The 17,415-nt window shown below is 74.2% G+C and carries 15 protein-coding genes; 5 read left to right on the top strand and 10 right to left on the bottom strand.

What is annotated here, in order from left to right; genetic code table 11:
- Positions 1 to 209 precede the first annotated feature (209 nt).
- Genes SLAV_RS25735 through SLAV_RS25725 form a run of 3 tightly spaced genes read right to left on the bottom strand, consistent with a single transcriptional unit; the run spans position 210 to position 3,252 of the window.
- Entirely contained in the window at positions 210 to 1,655 is a 1,446-nt protein-coding gene (locus SLAV_RS25735) for a bifunctional RNase H/acid phosphatase (protein ID WP_030238549.1), read from the bottom strand.
- Complete coding sequence (locus tag SLAV_RS25730; RefSeq protein ID WP_199922223.1) at positions 1,655 to 2,398, bottom strand: zinc ribbon domain-containing protein; 744 nt, start codon at positions 2,396 to 2,398, stop codon at positions 1,655 to 1,657. Before SLAV_RS25730 ends, SLAV_RS25735 begins: the two co-directional genes overlap by 1 nt.
- Positions 2,395 to 3,252 (bottom strand): Nif3-like dinuclear metal center hexameric protein, encoded by an 858-nt coding sequence (locus tag SLAV_RS25725; RefSeq protein ID WP_030238544.1) that lies wholly within the window; start codon positions 3,250 to 3,252, stop codon positions 2,395 to 2,397. Before SLAV_RS25725 ends, SLAV_RS25730 begins: the two co-directional genes overlap by 4 nt.
- A gap of 315 nt (positions 3,253 to 3,567) precedes the next feature.
- Here SLAV_RS25725 and SLAV_RS25720 point away from each other — a divergent pair, with 315 nt between their 5' ends.
- Both SLAV_RS25720 and SLAV_RS25715 read left to right on the top strand, forming a co-directional pair.
- Positions 3,568 to 4,635: a hypothetical protein gene (locus SLAV_RS25720; protein WP_030238542.1), complete on the top strand. Its 1,068-nt coding sequence runs from the start codon at positions 3,568 to 3,570 to the stop codon at positions 4,633 to 4,635.
- Positions 4,636 to 4,664: 29 nt separating this feature from the next.
- Complete coding sequence (locus SLAV_RS25715) at positions 4,665 to 5,306, top strand: HAD family hydrolase (protein WP_030238540.1); 642 nt, start codon at positions 4,665 to 4,667, stop codon at positions 5,304 to 5,306.
- A gap of 70 nt (positions 5,307 to 5,376) precedes the next feature.
- Here the strand turns inward: SLAV_RS25715 and SLAV_RS25710 are convergent, their stop codons facing one another.
- The 3 genes from SLAV_RS25710 to SLAV_RS25700 are packed head-to-tail and all read right to left on the bottom strand — an operon-like array spanning position 5,377 to position 8,310.
- Positions 5,377 to 6,318 (bottom strand): 3-oxoacyl-ACP reductase, encoded by a 942-nt coding sequence (locus SLAV_RS25710; protein ID WP_030238537.1) that lies wholly within the window; start codon positions 6,316 to 6,318, stop codon positions 5,377 to 5,379.
- 24 nt (positions 6,319 to 6,342) lie between these two features.
- Positions 6,343 to 7,419, bottom strand: coding sequence for a Zn-dependent alcohol dehydrogenase (locus SLAV_RS25705; RefSeq protein WP_030238535.1), 1,077 nt, complete (start codon positions 7,417 to 7,419; stop codon positions 6,343 to 6,345).
- Between the two features lie 36 nt (positions 7,420 to 7,455).
- Entirely contained in the window at positions 7,456 to 8,310 is an 855-nt protein-coding gene (locus SLAV_RS25700; protein ID WP_030238532.1) for an enoyl-CoA hydratase ChsH3, read from the bottom strand.
- A 265-nt stretch (positions 8,311 to 8,575) separates the two neighbouring features.
- On the opposite strand from SLAV_RS25700, the gene SLAV_RS25695 reads away from it, so the two are divergent.
- Entirely contained in the window at positions 8,576 to 8,935 is a 360-nt protein-coding gene (locus SLAV_RS25695) for a response regulator (protein WP_234333848.1), read from the top strand.
- A gap of 95 nt (positions 8,936 to 9,030) precedes the next feature.
- Here the strand turns inward: SLAV_RS25695 and SLAV_RS25690 are convergent, their stop codons facing one another.
- Positions 9,031 to 10,335, bottom strand: coding sequence for a cytochrome P450 family protein (locus SLAV_RS25690; RefSeq protein WP_234333842.1), 1,305 nt, complete (start codon positions 10,333 to 10,335; stop codon positions 9,031 to 9,033).
- Between the two features lie 151 nt (positions 10,336 to 10,486).
- On the opposite strand from SLAV_RS25690, the gene SLAV_RS25685 reads away from it, so the two are divergent.
- Positions 10,487 to 11,563 carry an amidohydrolase family protein gene (locus SLAV_RS25685; protein ID WP_078950600.1) on the top strand — a complete coding sequence of 359 codons (1,077 nt, stop codon included), beginning with the start codon at positions 10,487 to 10,489 and terminating at the stop codon, positions 11,561 to 11,563.
- Positions 11,564 to 11,579: 16 nt separating this feature from the next.
- Here SLAV_RS25685 and SLAV_RS25680 read toward each other — a convergent pair whose 3' ends face one another.
- From SLAV_RS25680 to SLAV_RS25670, 3 genes are all read right to left on the bottom strand, one after another.
- Positions 11,580 to 12,764, bottom strand: a complete 1,185-nt coding sequence (locus SLAV_RS25680; protein ID WP_030238511.1) for a thiolase C-terminal domain-containing protein — start codon at positions 12,762 to 12,764, stop codon at positions 11,580 to 11,582.
- A gap of 20 nt (positions 12,765 to 12,784) precedes the next feature.
- Positions 12,785 to 14,917 (bottom strand): acyl-CoA dehydrogenase family protein, encoded by a 2,133-nt coding sequence (locus tag SLAV_RS25675; RefSeq protein ID WP_030238509.1) that lies wholly within the window; start codon positions 14,915 to 14,917, stop codon positions 12,785 to 12,787.
- A gap of 87 nt (positions 14,918 to 15,004) precedes the next feature.
- Positions 15,005 to 16,948: a serine/threonine-protein kinase gene (locus SLAV_RS25670; RefSeq protein ID WP_030238507.1), complete on the bottom strand. Its 1,944-nt coding sequence runs from the start codon at positions 16,946 to 16,948 to the stop codon at positions 15,005 to 15,007.
- Positions 16,949 to 17,117: 169 nt separating this feature from the next.
- Between SLAV_RS25670 and SLAV_RS25665 the strand changes: the two genes are divergently transcribed.
- On the top strand, positions 17,118 to 17,318 hold the full coding sequence (locus SLAV_RS25665; RefSeq protein WP_030238504.1) for a hypothetical protein: 201 nt from the start codon (positions 17,118 to 17,120) through the stop codon (positions 17,316 to 17,318).
- Positions 17,319 to 17,415: the final 97 nt, after the last annotated feature.

Here is a 17,415-nt window from a genome sequence, read left to right as displayed (position 1 = left end):
CCCGGAGTTCCTGGCCCGGTTCCGCCGCGAGGTCGCCCTGTCCTCGCGCGTCCAGGGGCCCTGCCCTGTCCGCCGCGGCGGCGGAAACGGCGAACTGGCCCTACGCCGACTACGCGGTCCTCGTCGAGGACCCCACCGGCGGCAACGAGTTCCTGCGGTGGGGGTCCTCCGGCTCCTGCGGGACCTGACCGGCGCGGCGCGGCCGGCCGCTACCGCAGGTGCGAGGTGTCGTTCAGGAGGCGGACCGAGGCGTTGCCGTCGGCGTAGTAGGCCACCGCCGACAAGGAGGCCGCGGACAGCTCCATCTTGAACAGGGACTCCGGCGGCGCGCCCAGCGCGAGCCGGACCAGGGTCTTGACCGGGGTCACGTGGGTCACCAGCAGCACGGTGCGGCCCGCGTGGGCGGACAGCAGCCGGTCGCGGGCCGCCGAGACCCGGCGGGTGACGGCCGTGAAGCTCTCGCCGCCGCCCGTCGGGGCCGCCTTCGGGGAGTCCAGCCAGGCCTGGAGGTCGTCGGGGAAGCGCTCGCGCACCTCGGCGAAGGTCAGGCCCTCCCAGGCGCCGAAGTCCGTCTCGCGCAGGCCCTCCTCGACCGCGACCGGCAGCCCGAGGCGGTCGGCGACGGCCTGGGCGGTCTCCCGGCAGCGGCGCAGCGGGGAGCTGACGACGGCCTGTACGGTGCCCCGCGCGGCCAGCGCCTCGGCGACGGCGGCGGCCTGGCGGCGGCCGGCCGGGGACAGCTCCGGGTCGGTGCCGCCGCTGCCGGAGAAGCGCTTCTGCGGGGTGAGGGCGGTCTCGCCGTGCCGCAGCAGCACGAAGGTGGCGGGCGCGCCCAGGTCGGGCCCCCATCCGGTGCCGGTGCCCGCGGCGGTCCGGGTGGCGTGGCCGCCGTCGGAACCGGCCGCGGGGCGCGGGCCGGCGCCGTCGGCTCCCGCGGGGGCTTCGGCGGGGGCTTCGGCGGCGCCGAAGAGCGTGTCGGTGTCGCGCGCCACCGCGGAGGCGGCGCGGACGGCCGCGGCCTCCGCCGCGCGGGCCTGCGCGTCCCCGGAGGGGGCGTCGGTGGCGTCGGTGGCGCCGAACAGGGTGTCGGCGCCGGTCCCCGCGGCTGCGGCCGCGCGGGTTCCCGTACCGCCGCCGGAGGCCATCGCGGCGCGGACGGCCGCCGCGCCCTTCGCCGCGTCACCGGGCGGACCCGCGGGCGGGGCGGCGGCGAAGGCCGTGGAGCGGGACGGCTCCCACTGCTCGCCGCGCTTGCCCGCGTCCATCGCCTCGTTGGCGAGCCGGTCGGCGTGCTTGTTGCGCTCGCGCGGGATCCACTCGTAGGTGACCTGCGCGCGCGGGAGGATCTTCGCGGCCTGGGCCGCGAGCGGCTTCATGTCGGGGTGCTTGATCTTCCAGCGGCCCGACATCTGCTCGACGACGAGCTTGGAGTCCATCCGGACCAGGACCGTCGCGTCCGGTGCCAGCTCACGGGCCGCCGTCAGGCCCGCGATCAGGCCCTTGTACTCGGCGACGTTGTTCGTCGCGACGCCGATGAACTCGGCGCGTTCGGCCAGGGTCTCCCCCGTCGCCGGGTCGAGGACGACCGCGCCGTAGCCGGCGGGGCCCGGGTTGCCCCGGGAACCGCCGTCCGCCTCCACGACGAAACGCGGCATCAGATGCCCGAGTCCGCCGCACGGACCAGGATGCGGCCGCAGTTCTCGTGCCGGACGACCTGGTTGCGGGCCGCGGCCTTGATCTCGTTGACCTCGGCCATGTCCAGCTCCAGGCGGCAGCCCTCGCAGCGGCGCTGGTACAGGCGGGCCGCGCCGACGCCGCCCTGCTTGACGCGGATCTTCTCGTACAGGGCCATCAGGTCGGCCGGCATGGAGCCGACGATGACCTCGCGGTCCTTGTCGATCTTCGCGACCTCGGTGTCGATCTCGCCGGTGGCGGCGTCACGGCGCGCGGTGGCGTCGACGAGCTTGGCCTCCAGGGCGGAGACCCGCTCCTTCAGCCCGGTGACGCGCTCCTGCGCGGCCTCCAGACGCTCCATGACCTCCAGGACCACGTCCTCCAGGTCGCCCTGGCGCTTGGCGAGGGAGACGACCTCGCTCTGGAGGTTCGCCAGGTCCCGGGCCGAGATGCCGACGCCGGAGTCGAGCCGCTGCTGGTCGCGGACCGCGCGCTGACGGACCTGGTCGACGTCCTGCTCCGCCTTGGTCTGCTCGCGGGCGGCGTCACTGGCCTGGGTCTGCGCGGCGACGAGGAGGTCGCGCTGCTGGCTGAGGTCCTTGGTCAGGGAGTCGACCTCGGTGTGCTCCGGGAGCGACTTGCGCTTGTGCGCGAGCTGAGACAGCCGGACGTCCAGGGCCTGGACGTCGAGAAGTCGGATCTGGTCGGCGGGCTCGGCGTTCAGTTGGGGGCTCCAGAGGTAGAGGGGGAGGTGACGGACGGCGCGTGCGCCGTCCACGGGTCGGTGACCGTGCGCGAGACGTGGGTCCGCAGACCCCAGCCCCGGCGCTCGGAGATCGCGTCGAGCTGCGCGGCGGCCTGCTCGCACCAGGGCCACTCGGTGGCCCAGTGGGCGGCGTCGACGAGGGCGAGCGGGCTGCGCTCGCGGGCCTCGGACGCCGGGTGGTGGCGCAGGTCGGCGGTGAGGAAGGCGTCCACGCCGGCGGCGCGGACCTGCTCGAAGAGGCTGTCGCCGGAGCCTCCGCTGACGGCGACGGTACGGATCAGCGCGTCCGGGTCGCCCGCGGCGCGGATGCCCTGCGCGGTCGACGGCAGCCGGGACGCGGCGCGGGCCGCGAACTCGCGGAGGGTCTCGGGGTGGTCCAGCTCGCAGATCCGGCCGAGGCCCCGGCGCCCGGCCGGGTCGGTGGGGTCGGGCACGAGCGGGCCGGTGACGCGCAGGTCGAGGGCGCCGGCGAGGGCGTCGGAGACACCGGGGTCGGCGGTGTCGGCGTTGGTGTGGGCGACGTGCAGCGCGATGTCGTTCTTGATCAGCGTGTGCACGACGCGGCCCTTGAAGGTGCCGGCCTCGACGGTGGTGGTGCCGCGCAGGTAGAGGGGGTGGTGGGTGACGAGCAGGTCGGCGCCCAGCTCCACCGCCTCGTCGACGATCTCCTGTACGGGGTCGACGGCGAACAGCACCCGGGTGACCTCGGCATCGGGTTCGCCGCAGACGGTGCCGACGGCGTCCCACTGCTCGGCCCGCGAGGGGGGCCAGAGAGCGTCCAGCGCGGCGATGACTTCAGAGAGACGAGGCACAGGCCAAGGTTACCGTCTCCATCTTTACGGGCTCCCGCGCCTCCGGGGCGCTGGATGCCGGGCTCACAGCGCCGTGCGTCCTCGAAAACCACTCGTTCCTCGCGGTTTCCTGCGGGCGCTCGGCGCTGTTCCCCCGGGGCGTTCGGGAGGGGTGGGCCCCTCTGGTCCCAAACGCCCCGGTATGGAACAGCACAGCCGTACCCTCCGCCACCGGCGAATCGGTCCGCGGCCACCCGTACGTGTGAAGCCCGCCGAGTCGTGCGCGACCCCGGGGGCCTCGAAAACTAGCTTCCTCATCCGGAGGTGACGGCCCGGATGACTGTCTGTGCCATCGAGATCACGACGACCGCCCCGTTCACGATCGCCGCCGACGGGGCGTATGCCGCCCGGCTGGCCGGGGAGGGGCAGGCGCGCTACCCGGAGCGGTGGACGCTGGGGGGACCCGAGCCGTACGCGGTGCCGTTGCCGCTCGCGCAGCCGGAGGAGGCCGACAGCGAGGTGCTGGCGCTGGCCGACGGGCGCGTGCTGATCCACCGCCGGGTCGCCGACCGGCACGCGTTCGCGCTGCTCTACCCGTCGGGCGCCGCGGCCGGGCCGCGCACCGGGGAGCTCCAGCTCGGCGCGGTCTCCGCCGAGGAGGGCGTACGGGTCCGCCTGCTGCCGCCCTCCCCCGACGGACACGGGGCCTACGCGCTGGCGGTGGGGCCCGCGGAGAGCACCGTCTGGCAGGTCGCCGGCGCCGCCGGCGGGCCGCGCCGGGTCGCCGTCCTGCCGGGGCGCTGCTCCGGCGGGGTGTGGCTGGACCGGGTCGGCCGCCTGCTGTCCCTGGACCGGGAACTGGACGGCCGCACCAAGGCCGTCGCCGTGGACCTGGAGCGGGGCGGCGAGGTCAGCCCGCTGCTCCAGATCGCCGAGGACAGCGACGACCGGCTGCTGCTCGCCGCCCCCGACAGCGGGCTGCTGCTGATCCGCTCCGACGCCCCGGGCGAACCCCGGCTCGGCTGGGGGGTGCTGGGCAGTGCCCGCCCGGTCCGCTTCCCGGAGTGCCTGCGCATCGCGGACGCGCACCCCTTCGCCGTGCAGCCGGGCCAGGCCCTGATGCCGGAGACCTGCGGGGTCGCGCTGCGGGTCGGCGAGGCGGAGCTCGCGCTGTGGCGGCCGGCCGACCGGTGCGTCTTCCGCCTCGCGGCGCCGGTGGGCTGGCTCGGGACCGGCCTGTGGACCCCGCAGGGCCGGCTGCACCTCCCGTACGCCACCCGTGAGGTCCCCTGCGGGATCGTCGGCATCGGCCAGCCCGCGCCCCCGCCACCGCCGGTCCGCCTGGACCCCCCGCCGGCCCCGCCCCTACGCCCGGTCCCCCTTCAACAGGCCCCTCTGGGCTGAGCCCGGGCCGCGGGTGATAGGCAGGTCCGGTGACCACCTCCCTCGCCCCCGGCCCGACCCGCCCCTTCGACGCGGTCCTGTGTGACGTGGACAACGTCATCCGCTTCTACGACTCCACCCGGCTCGGCGCCCTCGAACGCGCCGCCGGGCTCCCGGAGGGGACCACGGCCGGGGTGGGCTTCACCCCGGCCCTCGACGGCCCCTTGCTGCTGGGGCGCGTCACCCTGCGGCAGTGGGCGGGGCTGGTAGCCGATGCGCTGGGCGCCGAGGCCGGCGTGACCGCCGGGCAGGCGCGGGAGCTGGCCGACGCGCTGGCCGGGTCCCCCTTCTCGGCGGACGCGGAGGTGGTCTCCCTGCTGCGGCGGGCCCGCGCGGCCGGTCTGACGCTGGTCCTGGTCACCAATGCCACCGTGGACCTGGAGTCGGACCTGGCACGGATGGGGCTGGCGGAGCTGGCGGACCACGTGGTCAGCAGCGCCCGGGTGGGTGTCGCGAAGCCGGACCGGGAGATCTACGAGATCGCCCTCGACCGGGCGGGGGCCGCGCCGGAGCGCTGCCTGTTCGTGGACGACCTGCGGGAGAACGTCGAGGCCGCTCGGGCCCTCGGGATGACCGGGTTGCACTACCGCGGGCCCGCCGACCTGCGCGAGGCCCTCGGCCTGCCGGCCTGAAACGGGGGGCGCCGGCCCGGGGGTCCCCTCCCCGGGCCGGCGCCCCCGTCCCGTCCACCGGCGCCGCGCGTCAGCCGTGCTTGAGGCCCAGGACCTCCGGCGCCGCGAAGGTTTCGTTCGGGGGGCGGGAGTCGTAGTGCGGGGTGAGGACCCCGTCGAGTTCCTCGTAGGAGAAGGACTCCTTGGTGGTGTCGAACTTGGCCGCCACCCTGGGGCGTTCCATCACGACCACGATCCCGCCGTGGACCACGAACAGCTGCCCGTTGGCCTTCGCCGAGGCCGGTGAGGCCAGGTAGCCGACCAGCGGGGCGACGTGCTCGGGGGCGAGGGCGTCGAGCCTGCCCTCCTCGGGCTCCTGGAAGCCCGCGAAGACGTCCTCGGTCATCCGGGTGCGGGCGCGCGGGCAGATGGCGTTGGCCGTCACCCCGTACTTGGCCAGGGCCAGGGCGGTCGAGGTGGTCAGGCCCACGATGCCGCCCTTGGCGGCCGCGTAGTTGGGCTGGCCCGCCGAGCCGCCGAGGAAGGCCTCGGAGGAGGTGTTGACGATCCGGCCGTAGACCGGGCCGCCCGCCGCCTTGGAGCGTTCCCGCCAGTGCGCCGAGGCGAAGTGGGTGGTGTTGAAGTGGCCCTTGAGGTGGACCCGGATCACCGAGTCCCACTCCTCCTCCGACATGGAGAAGATCATCCGGTCCCGCAGGATGCCCGCGTTGTTGACGAGGACGTCCAGCTTCCCGAACCGGGAGACGGCCAGTTCCACCAGGTCCCGGGCCTGCTCGAAGTCGGCCACGTCACCGAGGTGCGCCACCGCCGATCCGCCCGCCGCGCGGATCTCGGCGGCCACCTCCTCGGCCGGGGCGGCGGACGCCTCCCCCGAGCCGTCCCGGCCGCTCTGGCCGAAGTCGTTGACGACCACGCTCGCGCCGAGGCGGGCCAGTTCGATCGCCTCGGCCCGGCCGAGCCCGCGGCCGGCGCCGGTGACGACGGCGCTGAGCCCCTCAAGTGGCAGTGACATCTACCGGTTTCCTCTCAGAGCGGGTCAGAGTTCGATGCAGGTGCGCAGCGCGACGCCGGTGCGCATCTGGTCGAGGGCGTCGTTGATCTCGGTGAGGTGGACCCGGTGGGTGATCAGGCCCTCCAGGTCGACCCGGCCGGCCCGCCACAGGGCGATGGTGCGCTCGTAGGAGCGCAGTACGTCCCCGCCCCCGTACATCGACGGCAGGATCTTCTTCTCGTCGAAGAACAGCGAGAACATGTCGACCTGGAAGGTGTCGTCGAGGGCGCCCGCGCCGACGATGACGACGCTGCCGCCGCGCCGGGTCGCCTTGTAGGCGGTCTGCGCGGTGGCGGACTTGCCGACGACCTCGAAGACGTAGTCGAAGCCCTCGCCGGAGGTGATCCGGTTCTTGGCGTCGTCGAGGGCGTCGGGGGCCACGGCCTCCGTCGCGCCGAACCGCAGGGCGGCCTCGCGCCGGGAGGCGACGGGGTCGACGGCGATGATCTGGGCGGCGCCCTGGAGCCTGGCGCCCTGGATGACGGAGATGCCGACGCCGCCGCAGCCGATGACGGCGACCGAGGAACCGGCCTCCACCTTGGCGGTGTTGATGGCCGCGCCCAGCCCGGTGGTGACCCCGCAGCCGATGAGGGCGGCGATGTCGAAGGGCACGTCGTCGGGGATCGGCACGGCGCACTTGGCGTCGACGACGAGCTCCTCGGCGAAGGTGCCGGTGGCGGCGAAGCCGAAGACGTCCCCGCCCGCGCGCCGGAAGTTGGGGGTGCCCGCGTTGACGAGGCTCTCCAGGCAGAGGTGGCCCTGGCCGCGCTTGCAGGCCGCGCAGTGCCCGCAGGGCGGCAGCCAGCAGACCAGGACCCGGTCGCCCTGCTTGAGGTGGGCGACCCCGTCGCCGACGTCGGCGATCACCCCGGAGCCCTCGTGGCCGGGGATGAAGGGGGCCGGCTGCGGCAGTACGCCGTTCATCGCGGAGAGGTCGGAGTGGCACAGGCCGGTGGCCCTGATGCGGATCTTCACCTTGCCGGGGCCCAGGCCCACGGCCTCCATGTCGTCGACGACCTCCAGCTTGTCCTGGCCTATCTCGCTCTGCAGTGCTGCGCGCACGGTGCGGCTCCTTCTGTGGTCGCAGGTCGGACTGTCTTACGCGTGTTCGACGACGGTGTCGGCGAGGACCGGGGCGTCGTCCCGGTCGACGGCGGTCACCGAGACCAGGACGCGGCCCGTCTCCTGCCACATCCGGATGCGCAGCGTCTCGCCGGGGAAGACGATCCCGGCGAAGCGCGTGCGGTAGGCGCGGACCCGGGAGACGTCGCCGCCGAGGACGGTGTCGACGACGGCCTTGAGGGTCATCCCGTACGAGCACAGGCCGTGCAGGATCGGCCGGTCGAAGCCGGCCAGCTTGGCGAACTCCGGGTCGGCGTGCAGCGGGTTCCAGTCCCCGGAGAGCCGGTAGAGCAGGGCCTGCTCCTCGCGGATGGTGCGCTCCTCGGTGCGGTCGGGGGCCCGCTCGGGCTGCTCGGCCCTGACGGAGGGCCCGCGCTCGCCGCCGAAGCCGCCTTCTCCCCGGACGAAGAGCTGCGCGTCGCTGGTCCACAGCGGCCCGTCGGCGTCCGCGACCTCGGAGCGCAGCACGATCACGGCCGCCTTGCCCTTGTCGTGGATGGCGGCGACCTTGGAGGTGGAGGTGGCCCGCCCCTTGACGGGGATCGGGCGGTGCAGCTCGATGGAGTGCCCGCCGTGCAGGACGGCGGCGAGGTTCACGTCGATGCCGGGGGCCGCGAGGCCGCCGAGCATGGCCATGCCGGCGCCCGCGACGGTCGCGAAGCTGGGCAGCACGTGGAGCCTGGACTCCAGGGTGTAGCGCAGCTCGTCGGGGTCGGTGGCCGGGATCCCGGCGCCGAGGCCGAGGTGGTAGAGCTGGATGTCCTTGTGGTCCCAGCCGATTTCCCCCTGGCGGGGTTCGGCGGCGAGGGCCTTGGCGGCATCGATCGGCATGGGGATGCTGCTCCCTGGGTCGGGGCGCCGCGGCCTGCGCGAGCACCGCTGCCTTGGAAGACCTCGGTGCGGCCGTCCGCACCGTCAGCCGCACCGAGGTCGTACGCGGAACCGTTCTAGAACGCGTTCTAGCGCCGGTTGAAGGAATGTATAACGCACGCCCGATCACTTGGGAAGACTCCTGACTTGACGTCAGATCAGGTGGTGGGGTGGCGTGTTGCCCCCTGCCCCAGGTGGGGGGCGCTACGCTGCGCCGGTGGACGAAATGCCCGTGACGCACCGGCCCGCCCGCTCCCTGCGCGTCCTGCTCGACCCGCCGAACCCGGCCCTCGCGGTCCATCTGGGCCTCCAGCCGGACATCGAGGTGGTCACCTCCGCGACGGCCCGGCCGGAGGTGGCGCTGGTGGAGGACCTCGCCTCGGTGACGGCCCTGCTGGAGGACCATCCGGAGTGCCGGGTCCTGGTCGCCACCGGCTCGGCGCACCCCGGGCTGCGGGAGGCGGCCCTGGCGGCGGGCGCCGCGGGGCTGGTGCTGCGGGACGGGCCGGTCGGGGAGCTGGCGGAGTGCATGCGCCGCGCGGCCACGGGCGAGACGGTGGTGGACCCGGCCCTCGCGGGCCCGTAGCCGGGCGCGTAGCCGGGCACGTAGCCGGGCACGCGGAAGCCCTCCGCCGGCGGCGCGGAGGGCTTCGTACGGGGGTCACCGCGCGAGGGGCGTCGCTAGCGCGCCGGGGCGGTCCAGTCGTCGACCGTCCGCGAGGGGTCCAGCGCCACGGGCAGCTTCTCCAGCCCCCGGAAGGCCGGGAACGGCCCCTTGAGCCAGTCCCCGGCGTCGGAGTCCGGCAGCGCCAGGACCATGTCGGGGAAGCGGTCGAGCAGCGCGGTGAGGCAGATCTCCAGCTCCAGCCGGGCCAGCGGGGCGCCCAGGCAGAAGTGGGGGCCGAAGCCGAAGCCGAGGTGTTCGCGCTGCAGGTGTTCGCGCGTGATGTCCAGGGTGTCCGGCGCGGGGAACTTCTCCGGGTCGCGGTTGGCTCCGGTCAGGGCGATCTGCACGATCGCACCCTGCGGAATGACCGTTCCGCCGATTTCCACGTCCTCCAGCGCGTACCGGAAAGTGGAGGTCTCCACGGACCCTTCGTACCGCAGGAGTTCCTCGATGGCCTGCGGCATGAGTTCGCGGTCCTCCTGCAACGCCCTCAGCTGTTCCGGGTGCGTGAGCAGGTTGAAGACGGAATTGCCGATCTGCAGGGTGGTGGTCTTGTGCCCGGCGAAGAGCAGCACCCAGATCATCGAGACGAGTTCGTCGTCGGTCAGCGCTTCTTCCTCGTGCCGCGTCTGCACCAGGACCGTCAGGAAGTCGTCCGTGGGATTCGCGCGGGTGCACCGGATGTGTTCGGTGAAGTAGTCCCGCAGCCAGTGCTCGGCCTCGACGAGGTCGTCCTTCATGTCCTTGCTGAACCGGGAGCGCGTCACGACCGAGAACCACTTCAGGACCTCGGTGCGCTCGACCCCGACGATGCCGAGCAGCTCGCAGATGACCATGACGGGCAGCGGCAGCGCGAAGGCCTTCATCAGGTCGACGGGCTCGTCCGTCGGGCACCGGTCCAGCAGCTCGTTCGCGAGCTCCTCGATGTGCGGGCGCAGGTCCTTGACGTGGCGCGGGGTGAACGCGGTCTTCGCGATGTGGCGCAGCCGGGTGTGCCGGGGCGGGTCCGCGAAGAGGAGGTTGTCGTCGAGGGTCTCGCAGGCGTCCCCGAAGAGCGCGTGGTAGAGGTCGATGCCCTCGTGCATGTCCTTGCCGATGCGCGGATCGGCGAGGGCCGCGTGGGCCTCCTCGTAGCGGGTGATGAGGTAGGTGTCCACGCCGTGGCGGGGGGTGAGCCGGACGACGGGGGCCTGTTCGCGCAGGACCTTGTAGTACGGATGGGGGCACTGCCGGTATTCCGGCGTGCTCAGGGTCGCCGCCTTCACCGCTTCGTCCAGCCCGAGGCCGTCGTTCACCGCCGCGGTCGGTTCAGTCGTCACGCGCACAGACCTTTCGCATTTCCCGGAACGGACAGACGGCTCCTTTCCCCGGGCGCGTCGGGGACGAAACAGCATTGACCCGTTCGGAGCCTAAAGCTCCTTCCGGGGAAGCCCGATGAATCCGGTGAACCCGATGAAAGGGAATGCGCGCATGCCGGAATACGGAGCGATCGGCATCACCGCCGGCGGAACGGCACGGCCTGACGTGGCGGATCCGGCGGGCGGGGAGGACGACGGCAGCCGGGCCGTGATCGACGTCCACCACCATTTCTGCGCCCCCGCCTGGCGCGAGTGGGCCGAGCGGCAGGGGCTGGTGAACCCGAAGGCGCTGCCGCCGTGGGCGCGCTGGGACGCGCAGACCGCACTGGAGCTGATGGACCGGGCGGGAATCGCCACCGCCGTGCTCAAGCCGATGCTGCCCGCCCGCTACGAGAGCTCCGCGCAGCTGCGCGAGGCGACGACGGTGACGCTGCGGGCGGCGGTGGAGGTCGTCGAGGCGCATCCGGGGCGGTTCGTCTTCCACACCCCGCTGTTCCTGGAGGACCCGCAGGTGTCCTCGTGGGCGCTGCGGCACGGCCTGGACGAGCTGGGCGCGGTCGGGGTGAACGTGACCGCCAACCACGGCGGCGTCTACCTCGGCGACCCCTCCTACGACGGGATCTTCGCCGAGCTCGACGAGCGGTCGGCGGTCGTCGACACCCACCCGCACAACCTGCCCGGCGGCCCGGCCGGCGGCCCGCCCGGCGGCCCGCCCGGCGGACCGCCCGGCGCGGCGACCGTGCCGGGGCTGCCGAACTTCCTGTGCGACTTCCTCCTCGACACCACCCGCGCCGCCGCGAACATGATCCGCAACCGGACGCTGGACCGCTTCCCGAACCTGTCGGTGATCCTGCCGCACGGCGGCGGGTTCCTCCCGCACATCGCGGCCCGGCTGGAGGCCTTCGCGCACTCCTTCGACCCGCCGGTGGAACCCGCCGCCGTACGGGACCACCTGCACCGCTTCTACTACGACACGGCCGGCCCGCTGTCCCCGGCGGGCACCCTGCTGGCCACGGTGTCCCCGGACCGGCTCCTCTTCGGCAGCGACTGGCCCGCCTGCCCGGCCGCCGTGGTCACGGGCGTCGCGGTGCCCGCGCTGGCCGCCGACCCGGCGTTCACCCCGGCACTGCGCCGGGCCGTGAACCGGGAGAACGCGCTGCGCCTGATGCCGGCCCTGGTGCCCGCCTGACGCCGGGCCGGTCCCGTCAGCGGCGCAGCAGGGTGACCACCGCCGCGCCGCCCAGCCCGATGTTGTGCGCCAGCCCGACCCCGGCTCCGGGGACCTGCCGGGCTCCGGCCTCGCCGCGCAGCTGCCAGACCAGTTCGGCGGCCTGCGCCAGGCCCGTGGCGCCCAGCGGGTGTCCCTTGGAGATCAGGCCGCCCGACGGGTTGACGACCCAGCGGCCGCCGTAGGTGGTGGCGCCGCTCTCGACGAGCGCGCCCGAGGCCCCGTCGGCGCACATGCCGAGCGCCTCGTAGGTGAGGAGTTCGTTGACGGAGAAGCAGTCGTGCAGCTCGATGACGTCGACGTCCTCGATGCCCAGGCCGGAGGCCTCGTAGACCTGCCGGGCCGCGGCGGCCGTCATGGGCTTGCCGACGACGTCGATGCAGGAGCCGCCGAAGCTGTCCGCGGTGTCGGTGGTCATGGCCTGGGCGACGATCTCCACCGCCTTGTCGTGCAGCCCGTGCCGGACGACGAACCGCTCCGAGACGACCAGGGCGGCCGCCGCGCCGTCCGAGGTGGGCGAGCACTGGAGTTTGGTCAGCGGGTCGTGGATGGTCTTCGCGGCGAGGATCTCCTCCACCGTGTACACGTCCTGGAACTGGGCGTTCGGGTTGTCCGCGGAGTGCCGGTGGTTCTTGGCGCCCACCATCGCGAGCTGGGCTGCCGTGGTCCCGTAGCGCTCCATGTGCTCGCGGGCGGCGTTCCCGAAGATCTGCGCGGTGGGCGGGGACATCTCGAAGCCGTGGCCGGCGGCCATGATCCCGTAGTGCCGGGCGACCGGGCTCGTCTTGAAGTCGCCGCCGTCGGCGCCGCCGCCCAGCGCTCCGCGCTTCATCTTCTCGAAGCCGAGTGCGAGGACGCAGTCGCTGATCCCGCCCTGCACGAACTGGCGGGCCATCATCAGGGCCGTGGAGCCGGTGGCGCAGTTGTTGTTGACGTTGTAGACGGGCACTCCGGTCAGGCCCAGTTCGTACGCGGCCCGCTGGCCCGCGGCGGAGGCCTGGAAGCAGTAGCCGACGGGCACCTGCTCGACGAGCCCGTAGTCCACGCCCGCGTCGGCCAGCGCCGCCGCGCCCGCCTCCCGCACCATGTCCCAGTACTGCCAGTCGCGCGATTCCGGCTTCTCGAACTTCGTCATGCCGACGCCGACGATGTAAGCCTTCATGTGGTGCCTTCCCTTCCCCTTCAGTCCCGCGGGAGGCCGAGGATGCGCTCGGCGACGACGTTGAGCTGGACCTGTGTGGTGCCCCCGGCGATGGTCAGGCAGCGGGACATGAGCACGCCGTGCACGGCCCGCTCCCCCGCCCCCTCCCGCACCGCGCCCGCCGGGCCCAGCAGTTCGAGCGCGAGCTCGGCGGTCCGCTGCTGGTGGGGGGTCTGGACGAGTTTGCGTACGGAGGCGCCCGCGCCGGGCTCCAGCCCGGACACCTGCTGGAGGGTGGTGCGCAGGCCGATGCAGGCGAGGGCGTGCGCCTCGGCGGCCAGGGCTCCGATCCGGGCCCGGTAGGAGCCGTCGAGGCCGGCGGCGCGGGCGAGGAGCGCCTCCAGGCCGGTGTCGAAGGTCATCTGGTCGGCCATGTGGACGCGTTCGTTGCCGAGGGTGTTGCGGGCGACCTTCCAGCCGCCGTCGGCCGCGCCGACCAGCGCGTCGGCGGGCAGCTCGACGTCGTCGAAATACACCTCGTTGAAGAGGGCCTCGCCGGTGATCTCCTTGAGCGGGCGCACGTCGATCCCGCGCGCCCGCTTCATGTCGACGACGAAGTACCCGAGCCCCTTGTGCTTGGGCGCCCGCGGGTCGGTCCGGGCGAGCAGGATCCCGAAGTCGGCGGTGTGCGCGGAACTCGTCCACACCTTCTGTCCGTTGACCTTCCAGGTGCCGTCCTCGCCTCGCTCCGCCTTCGTCCGCAGCGAGGCGAGGTCGGAGCCGGCGCCCGGCTCGGAGAAGAGCTGGCACCAGGTGACGTCCCCGCGCAGGGTCGGCAGCAGGTACCGCTCGCGCTGCTCGGGCGTCCCGTAGGCCAGCAGCGAGGGCACCACCCAGGTGGCGATCCCGAGGTCGGCGACCTTGACCCCGGCCTCCTTCAGCTCCTGCTGGACGACGAGCTGCTCGACCGGGCCCGCCCCGAGCCCGTAGGGCGGGGGCAGGTAGGGGGCCGCGTAGCCGGTGGGGGCCAGTACCCGGCGGGCGGCGGCCGGGTCGAGGCCGCGCGCCTCCGCGATGGCGGTGCGGGCCCGCTCCCGGTGGGTCTCGGCCTCCGCCGGGAGTTCCAGGCGCAGTTCGCGCCGCGCGCCGTCGGCCGCGAGCCGCACGGCCCGCACCCGGTGGCCGTCGCCCGAGCCGAGGAGCTGGCGGGCGACCAGCGCGCGGCGCAGGTAGACGTGGGCGTCGTGCTCCCAGGTGAAGCCGATCCCGCCGAGGACCTGGATGCAGTCCTTGGCGCAGGAGTAGGCCGCGTCCAGGGCCGTCCCGGCGGCCAGCGCCGCGGCGAGCGAGCGTACGTCGGGGTCCTCGTCCAGCGCCTGGGCCGCGTCCCAGGCCAGCGCGCGGGCCTGCTCCAGGCGCACCAGCATGTCGGCGCACAGGTGCTTGATCCCCTGGAACCGTCCGATGGGCCGGCCGAACTGCTCGCGCACCTTGGCGTACTCGGCTGCGGTGTGCAGCGCCCAGGCGGCGGTGCCGCAGGCATCGGCGGCGAAGAGCGCGCAGGCCGCGTCCCGCACCAGGGCCGCGTCCAGCGCCAGCAGCCGCCCGGGCGGTACGGCGACCCCGCGCGCCCGCACCTCGGCGGTGGGCCGGGTCGGGTCGGCGCTCTCGTGGGTGCGGACGTCCAGCGCGGCGGCGTCCACCGCGAACCACAGCGTGCCGTGCGCCGCTTCGGCGGCCAGCACCACCAGGTCGGCCTCGCCCGCCCCGAGCACCGGCGGCGCGGTCCCGTCGAGCAGGTGACCGCCGCCCTCGACGGCCGCGGCGGTCAGCGTGCCGGGCCCCAGCGCCACGGCCCCGACCCGCCCCTCCAGCGGCTCGGCCCCGGCCCGCCGCAGGAGTACGGACGCCAGCGCGCTCGGCAGGAACGGCCCGGGCAGCGCCCCGCGCGCGGCCTCCTCGATCACGACGGCGAGGTCGAGGAGGGTGCCGCCGTCCAGGTGCGGTGCGTGCAGCCCGGATGCGACGAGCGCGTCCCAGTAGCCGGGCCGCTCACCGGCCCGCGGGGCGGTGTCGAGCAGCTTGCGCACTTCCTCGGGCGGCACCGCGCGCGCCACCCAGCCGCGCATCGCGTCGGCCAACTCCCGCTGTTCCTGTGTGATTCCGATGCCCATGCGCGGCAGAGTAGAACACGTTCCATTCTGACGGAAGGTCAGAAATGAAACGTGTTCTCACATCCCGGGCGTCGCGCGGGACCGGGATCAGGAGCGCCCGTAGTAGTACCCGTCCCCGTGCGCGGGGCCCACGTTGTGCTGGATGCCGCTCGGGTCGCTGCGGGTGAAGAAGGACGGGTCCAGGTTCCCGCAGAACTGGTTGTCGGACCGGCCCTGGTCCACCGTCGCCGTGCTGACGTTGATCCGGGCGCCGCCGTTGCCCGCCGAGGACACCCTGGCCGTGTACTCGCAGTGCCCCATCTGGGTGTCGGCGATCATCCGCACCGCCCCGGACTTCGCCACGGTCACCGTGTCCGGCTGCCCGATGTTGAAGCCGGCCCCGTAGCGCCAGGACCCCACGAAGTACGCGGGCACCGGCCCGTCGTCGGAGGAGCCCCCGCCGCTCGGCGACCCGGAGCCGCCCGGCTGCGAGCCCGAGGCGCCGCCCTGGGCACCACCCGCGGCGCCGCCGCCGGCCGCCGCACCGGAACCCTTGGTCGGATCGGCGCCCGTACCCCCGGCCCCGCCCGGGTTCCCCGCGCCGCCACCCGGCGCGGCACCACCCTGCGCCGCGCCACCCTGCGCCGCACCGCCCTGCGCGGCCGCGCCACCCTGCGCGCCGCCCGGGACGGCCCCGCCGACCTGCCCCGGTGTCTGCCCCGGCGGCTGTCCCGGGACGGAGGGCCCCGCGGACCCGGACGCACCCGGCGTCGGCGACCCGCTCGCCCCGGCCGGGGACCCGGCCACCCCGCCGGGATCCGCGGGAGCGCTCGCGGCCGGCGGCGACGCCTTCGCGGCGTCCCCACCGTCACTGCCGAAGGGCTGGATCAGTGCCACCGTGCCGCCGCCCACCGCGAACACGAGGACGACCGGCACCGCGACCGTCCACCGCCGCCGCTCCCGCCGCCGCTCCCCCTCGGGAGCCGTGCCCCCGGCCACCGGCCCCACCACCGGCCCCACCGGAGGCCCGTCGGCCGCGTCCTTCTTCCGCAGGTCGACCGTCGCCCGGTCGATGGGCACGGCCTCCTCCCTCGCCGGCGGCGCCGCCTCCGCGTCCAGCAGTTGCGCCGCCTGCTGCGCGAGCCGCGCCACCACCTTGGGCGGCAGGCACGCCCCGCCCCGCTTCGCCGGACGGACCCGCTCCGGATCCGCCAGCAGCTCGTCCACCCCGGGCCGCTCGTCCACGCCCTTGACCAGGCAGCGCCCGATGAAGGCGCGCAGCGCCTCGTCCTCGACCGCCTCCAGCGCGGGCTCGCCCTCCACGATCTGGAACATCACGGCGTGCTGGTTGCTGGCCCCGTGCCCGAAGGGCAGCCTGCCCGTGGCCGCGTACAGCAGCACGCAGCCGAGGGTGAAGACGTCGCTCTTGGCCCCGGCCCGCTGCCCCCGGACCTGCTCGGGCGACATGAATCCGGGCGAACCGATGGCCATGCCGGTACTGGTCAGCAGCGACTCGACGGAGGTTTCCAGGGCGCGCGAGATGCCGAAGTCGATGACGCGGGTGCCCTCGACGGTCAGCATCACGTTCGACGGCTTGAGGTCGCGGTGCACGATCCCCGCCGAGTGGATGTCCTCCAGCGCCCGCAGCAGCCCGTCGGCGAGGGCGTGCACGGAGTCCACGGGCAGCGGCCCGTAACGCCGCACGATCTGCTCCAGCGAGAGCCCCGGCACGTACCCCGTGGCCACCCAGGGCCGCTCCGCGTCCGGGTCCGCCTCCAGGACGGGCGCGGTGTACCGCTCGCCGACCCGCCGGGCCGCGTCGATCTCCCGCCGGAAGCGGGCCCGGAACTGCGCGTTCGAGACGTGCTCCTCGTGCACCACCTTCACCGCGACCGTACGCCCGCCCTCGGACCGGGCCAGGTACACCCGCCCCATGCCCCCGGCGCCGAGGCGCCCGAGCAGCAGGTACGGCCCGATCCGGCTCGGGTCCCCGGCCGCGAGCGGCTTGATGCCCCCGTCGACGTTGTCGTCGTCACTTAACGCACTGCTCATCGCGACCGCCCCCCGGTGATCCCCTGTGATCGCCCGACCCGGCCGTCCGGCCGGTCGAACACGCCACAGGATAGAGGCGGTTGATTGCAGGATGAAGGCAAGGGCGGTCGAGGGTGGGGGCCGGGCCTGACAGAATCCGGGGAAGGCCAGGAACACGGAGGTGGGGAACATGACCGTACCGGTACTGCTCGTCGTACTGGCACTCGCTCTCGGCGGCTGCGCCTGCGTGGTGTGGGCCCAGCGAGGCGGCCCGCGCTGGGCCCGCGCCGTGGCGGCCGTGACCCTGGGCGCGGGCGAGCTGCTGCGCCGCTCCGCGAAGCGCCGCCGCCGGCTCGGCGGGGGCGGGAACAACGGCGGCGACGACGGCTAGCCCGGCCGCCCGGAGACTTCCCCCATGGAGAACACGAGGCCGCCGCACTGGCGCAGGATCGGGACCCCGAAGACGCTCGTCCTGTACCGCACGCCGG

The sequence above is a fragment of the Streptomyces lavendulae subsp. lavendulae genome (assembly GCF_002803845.1).
Taxonomy (GTDB): Bacteria; Actinomycetota; Actinomycetes; order Streptomycetales; family Streptomycetaceae; genus Streptomyces; species Streptomyces lavendulae.
This window is presented reverse-complemented; position numbering and strand designations above follow the sequence as displayed.

What these genes read in the sequence shown, in the direction of transcription:
- SLAV_RS25680 (WP_030238511.1), bottom strand. Translation starts at nt 12,764, where the DNA reads ATGAAGGCTTACATCGTCGGCGTCGGCATGACGAAGTTCGAGAAGCCG.
- SLAV_RS25685 (WP_078950600.1), top strand. Translation starts at nt 10,487, where the DNA reads ATGCCGGAATACGGAGCGATCGGCATCACCGCCGGCGGAACGGCACGG.
- SLAV_RS25695 (WP_234333848.1), top strand. Translation starts at nt 8,576, where the DNA reads ATGCCCGTGACGCACCGGCCCGCCCGCTCCCTGCGCGTCCTGCTCGAC.
- SLAV_RS25700 (WP_030238532.1), bottom strand. Translation starts at nt 8,310, where the DNA reads ATGCCGATCGATGCCGCCAAGGCCCTCGCCGCCGAACCCCGCCAGGGG.
- SLAV_RS25710 (WP_030238537.1), bottom strand. Translation starts at nt 6,318, where the DNA reads ATGTCACTGCCACTTGAGGGGCTCAGCGCCGTCGTCACCGGCGCCGGC.
- SLAV_RS25665 (WP_030238504.1), top strand. Translation starts at nt 17,118, where the DNA reads ATGACCGTACCGGTACTGCTCGTCGTACTGGCACTCGCTCTCGGCGGC.
- SLAV_RS25670 (WP_030238507.1), bottom strand. Translation starts at nt 16,948, where the DNA reads ATGAGCAGTGCGTTAAGTGACGACGACAACGTCGACGGGGGCATCAAG.
- SLAV_RS25675 (WP_030238509.1), bottom strand. Translation starts at nt 14,917, where the DNA reads ATGGGCATCGGAATCACACAGGAACAGCGGGAGTTGGCCGACGCGATG.
- SLAV_RS25735 (WP_030238549.1), bottom strand. Translation starts at nt 1,655, where the DNA reads ATGCCGCGTTTCGTCGTGGAGGCGGACGGCGGTTCCCGGGGCAACCCG.
- SLAV_RS25720 (WP_030238542.1), top strand. Translation starts at nt 3,568, where the DNA reads ATGACTGTCTGTGCCATCGAGATCACGACGACCGCCCCGTTCACGATC.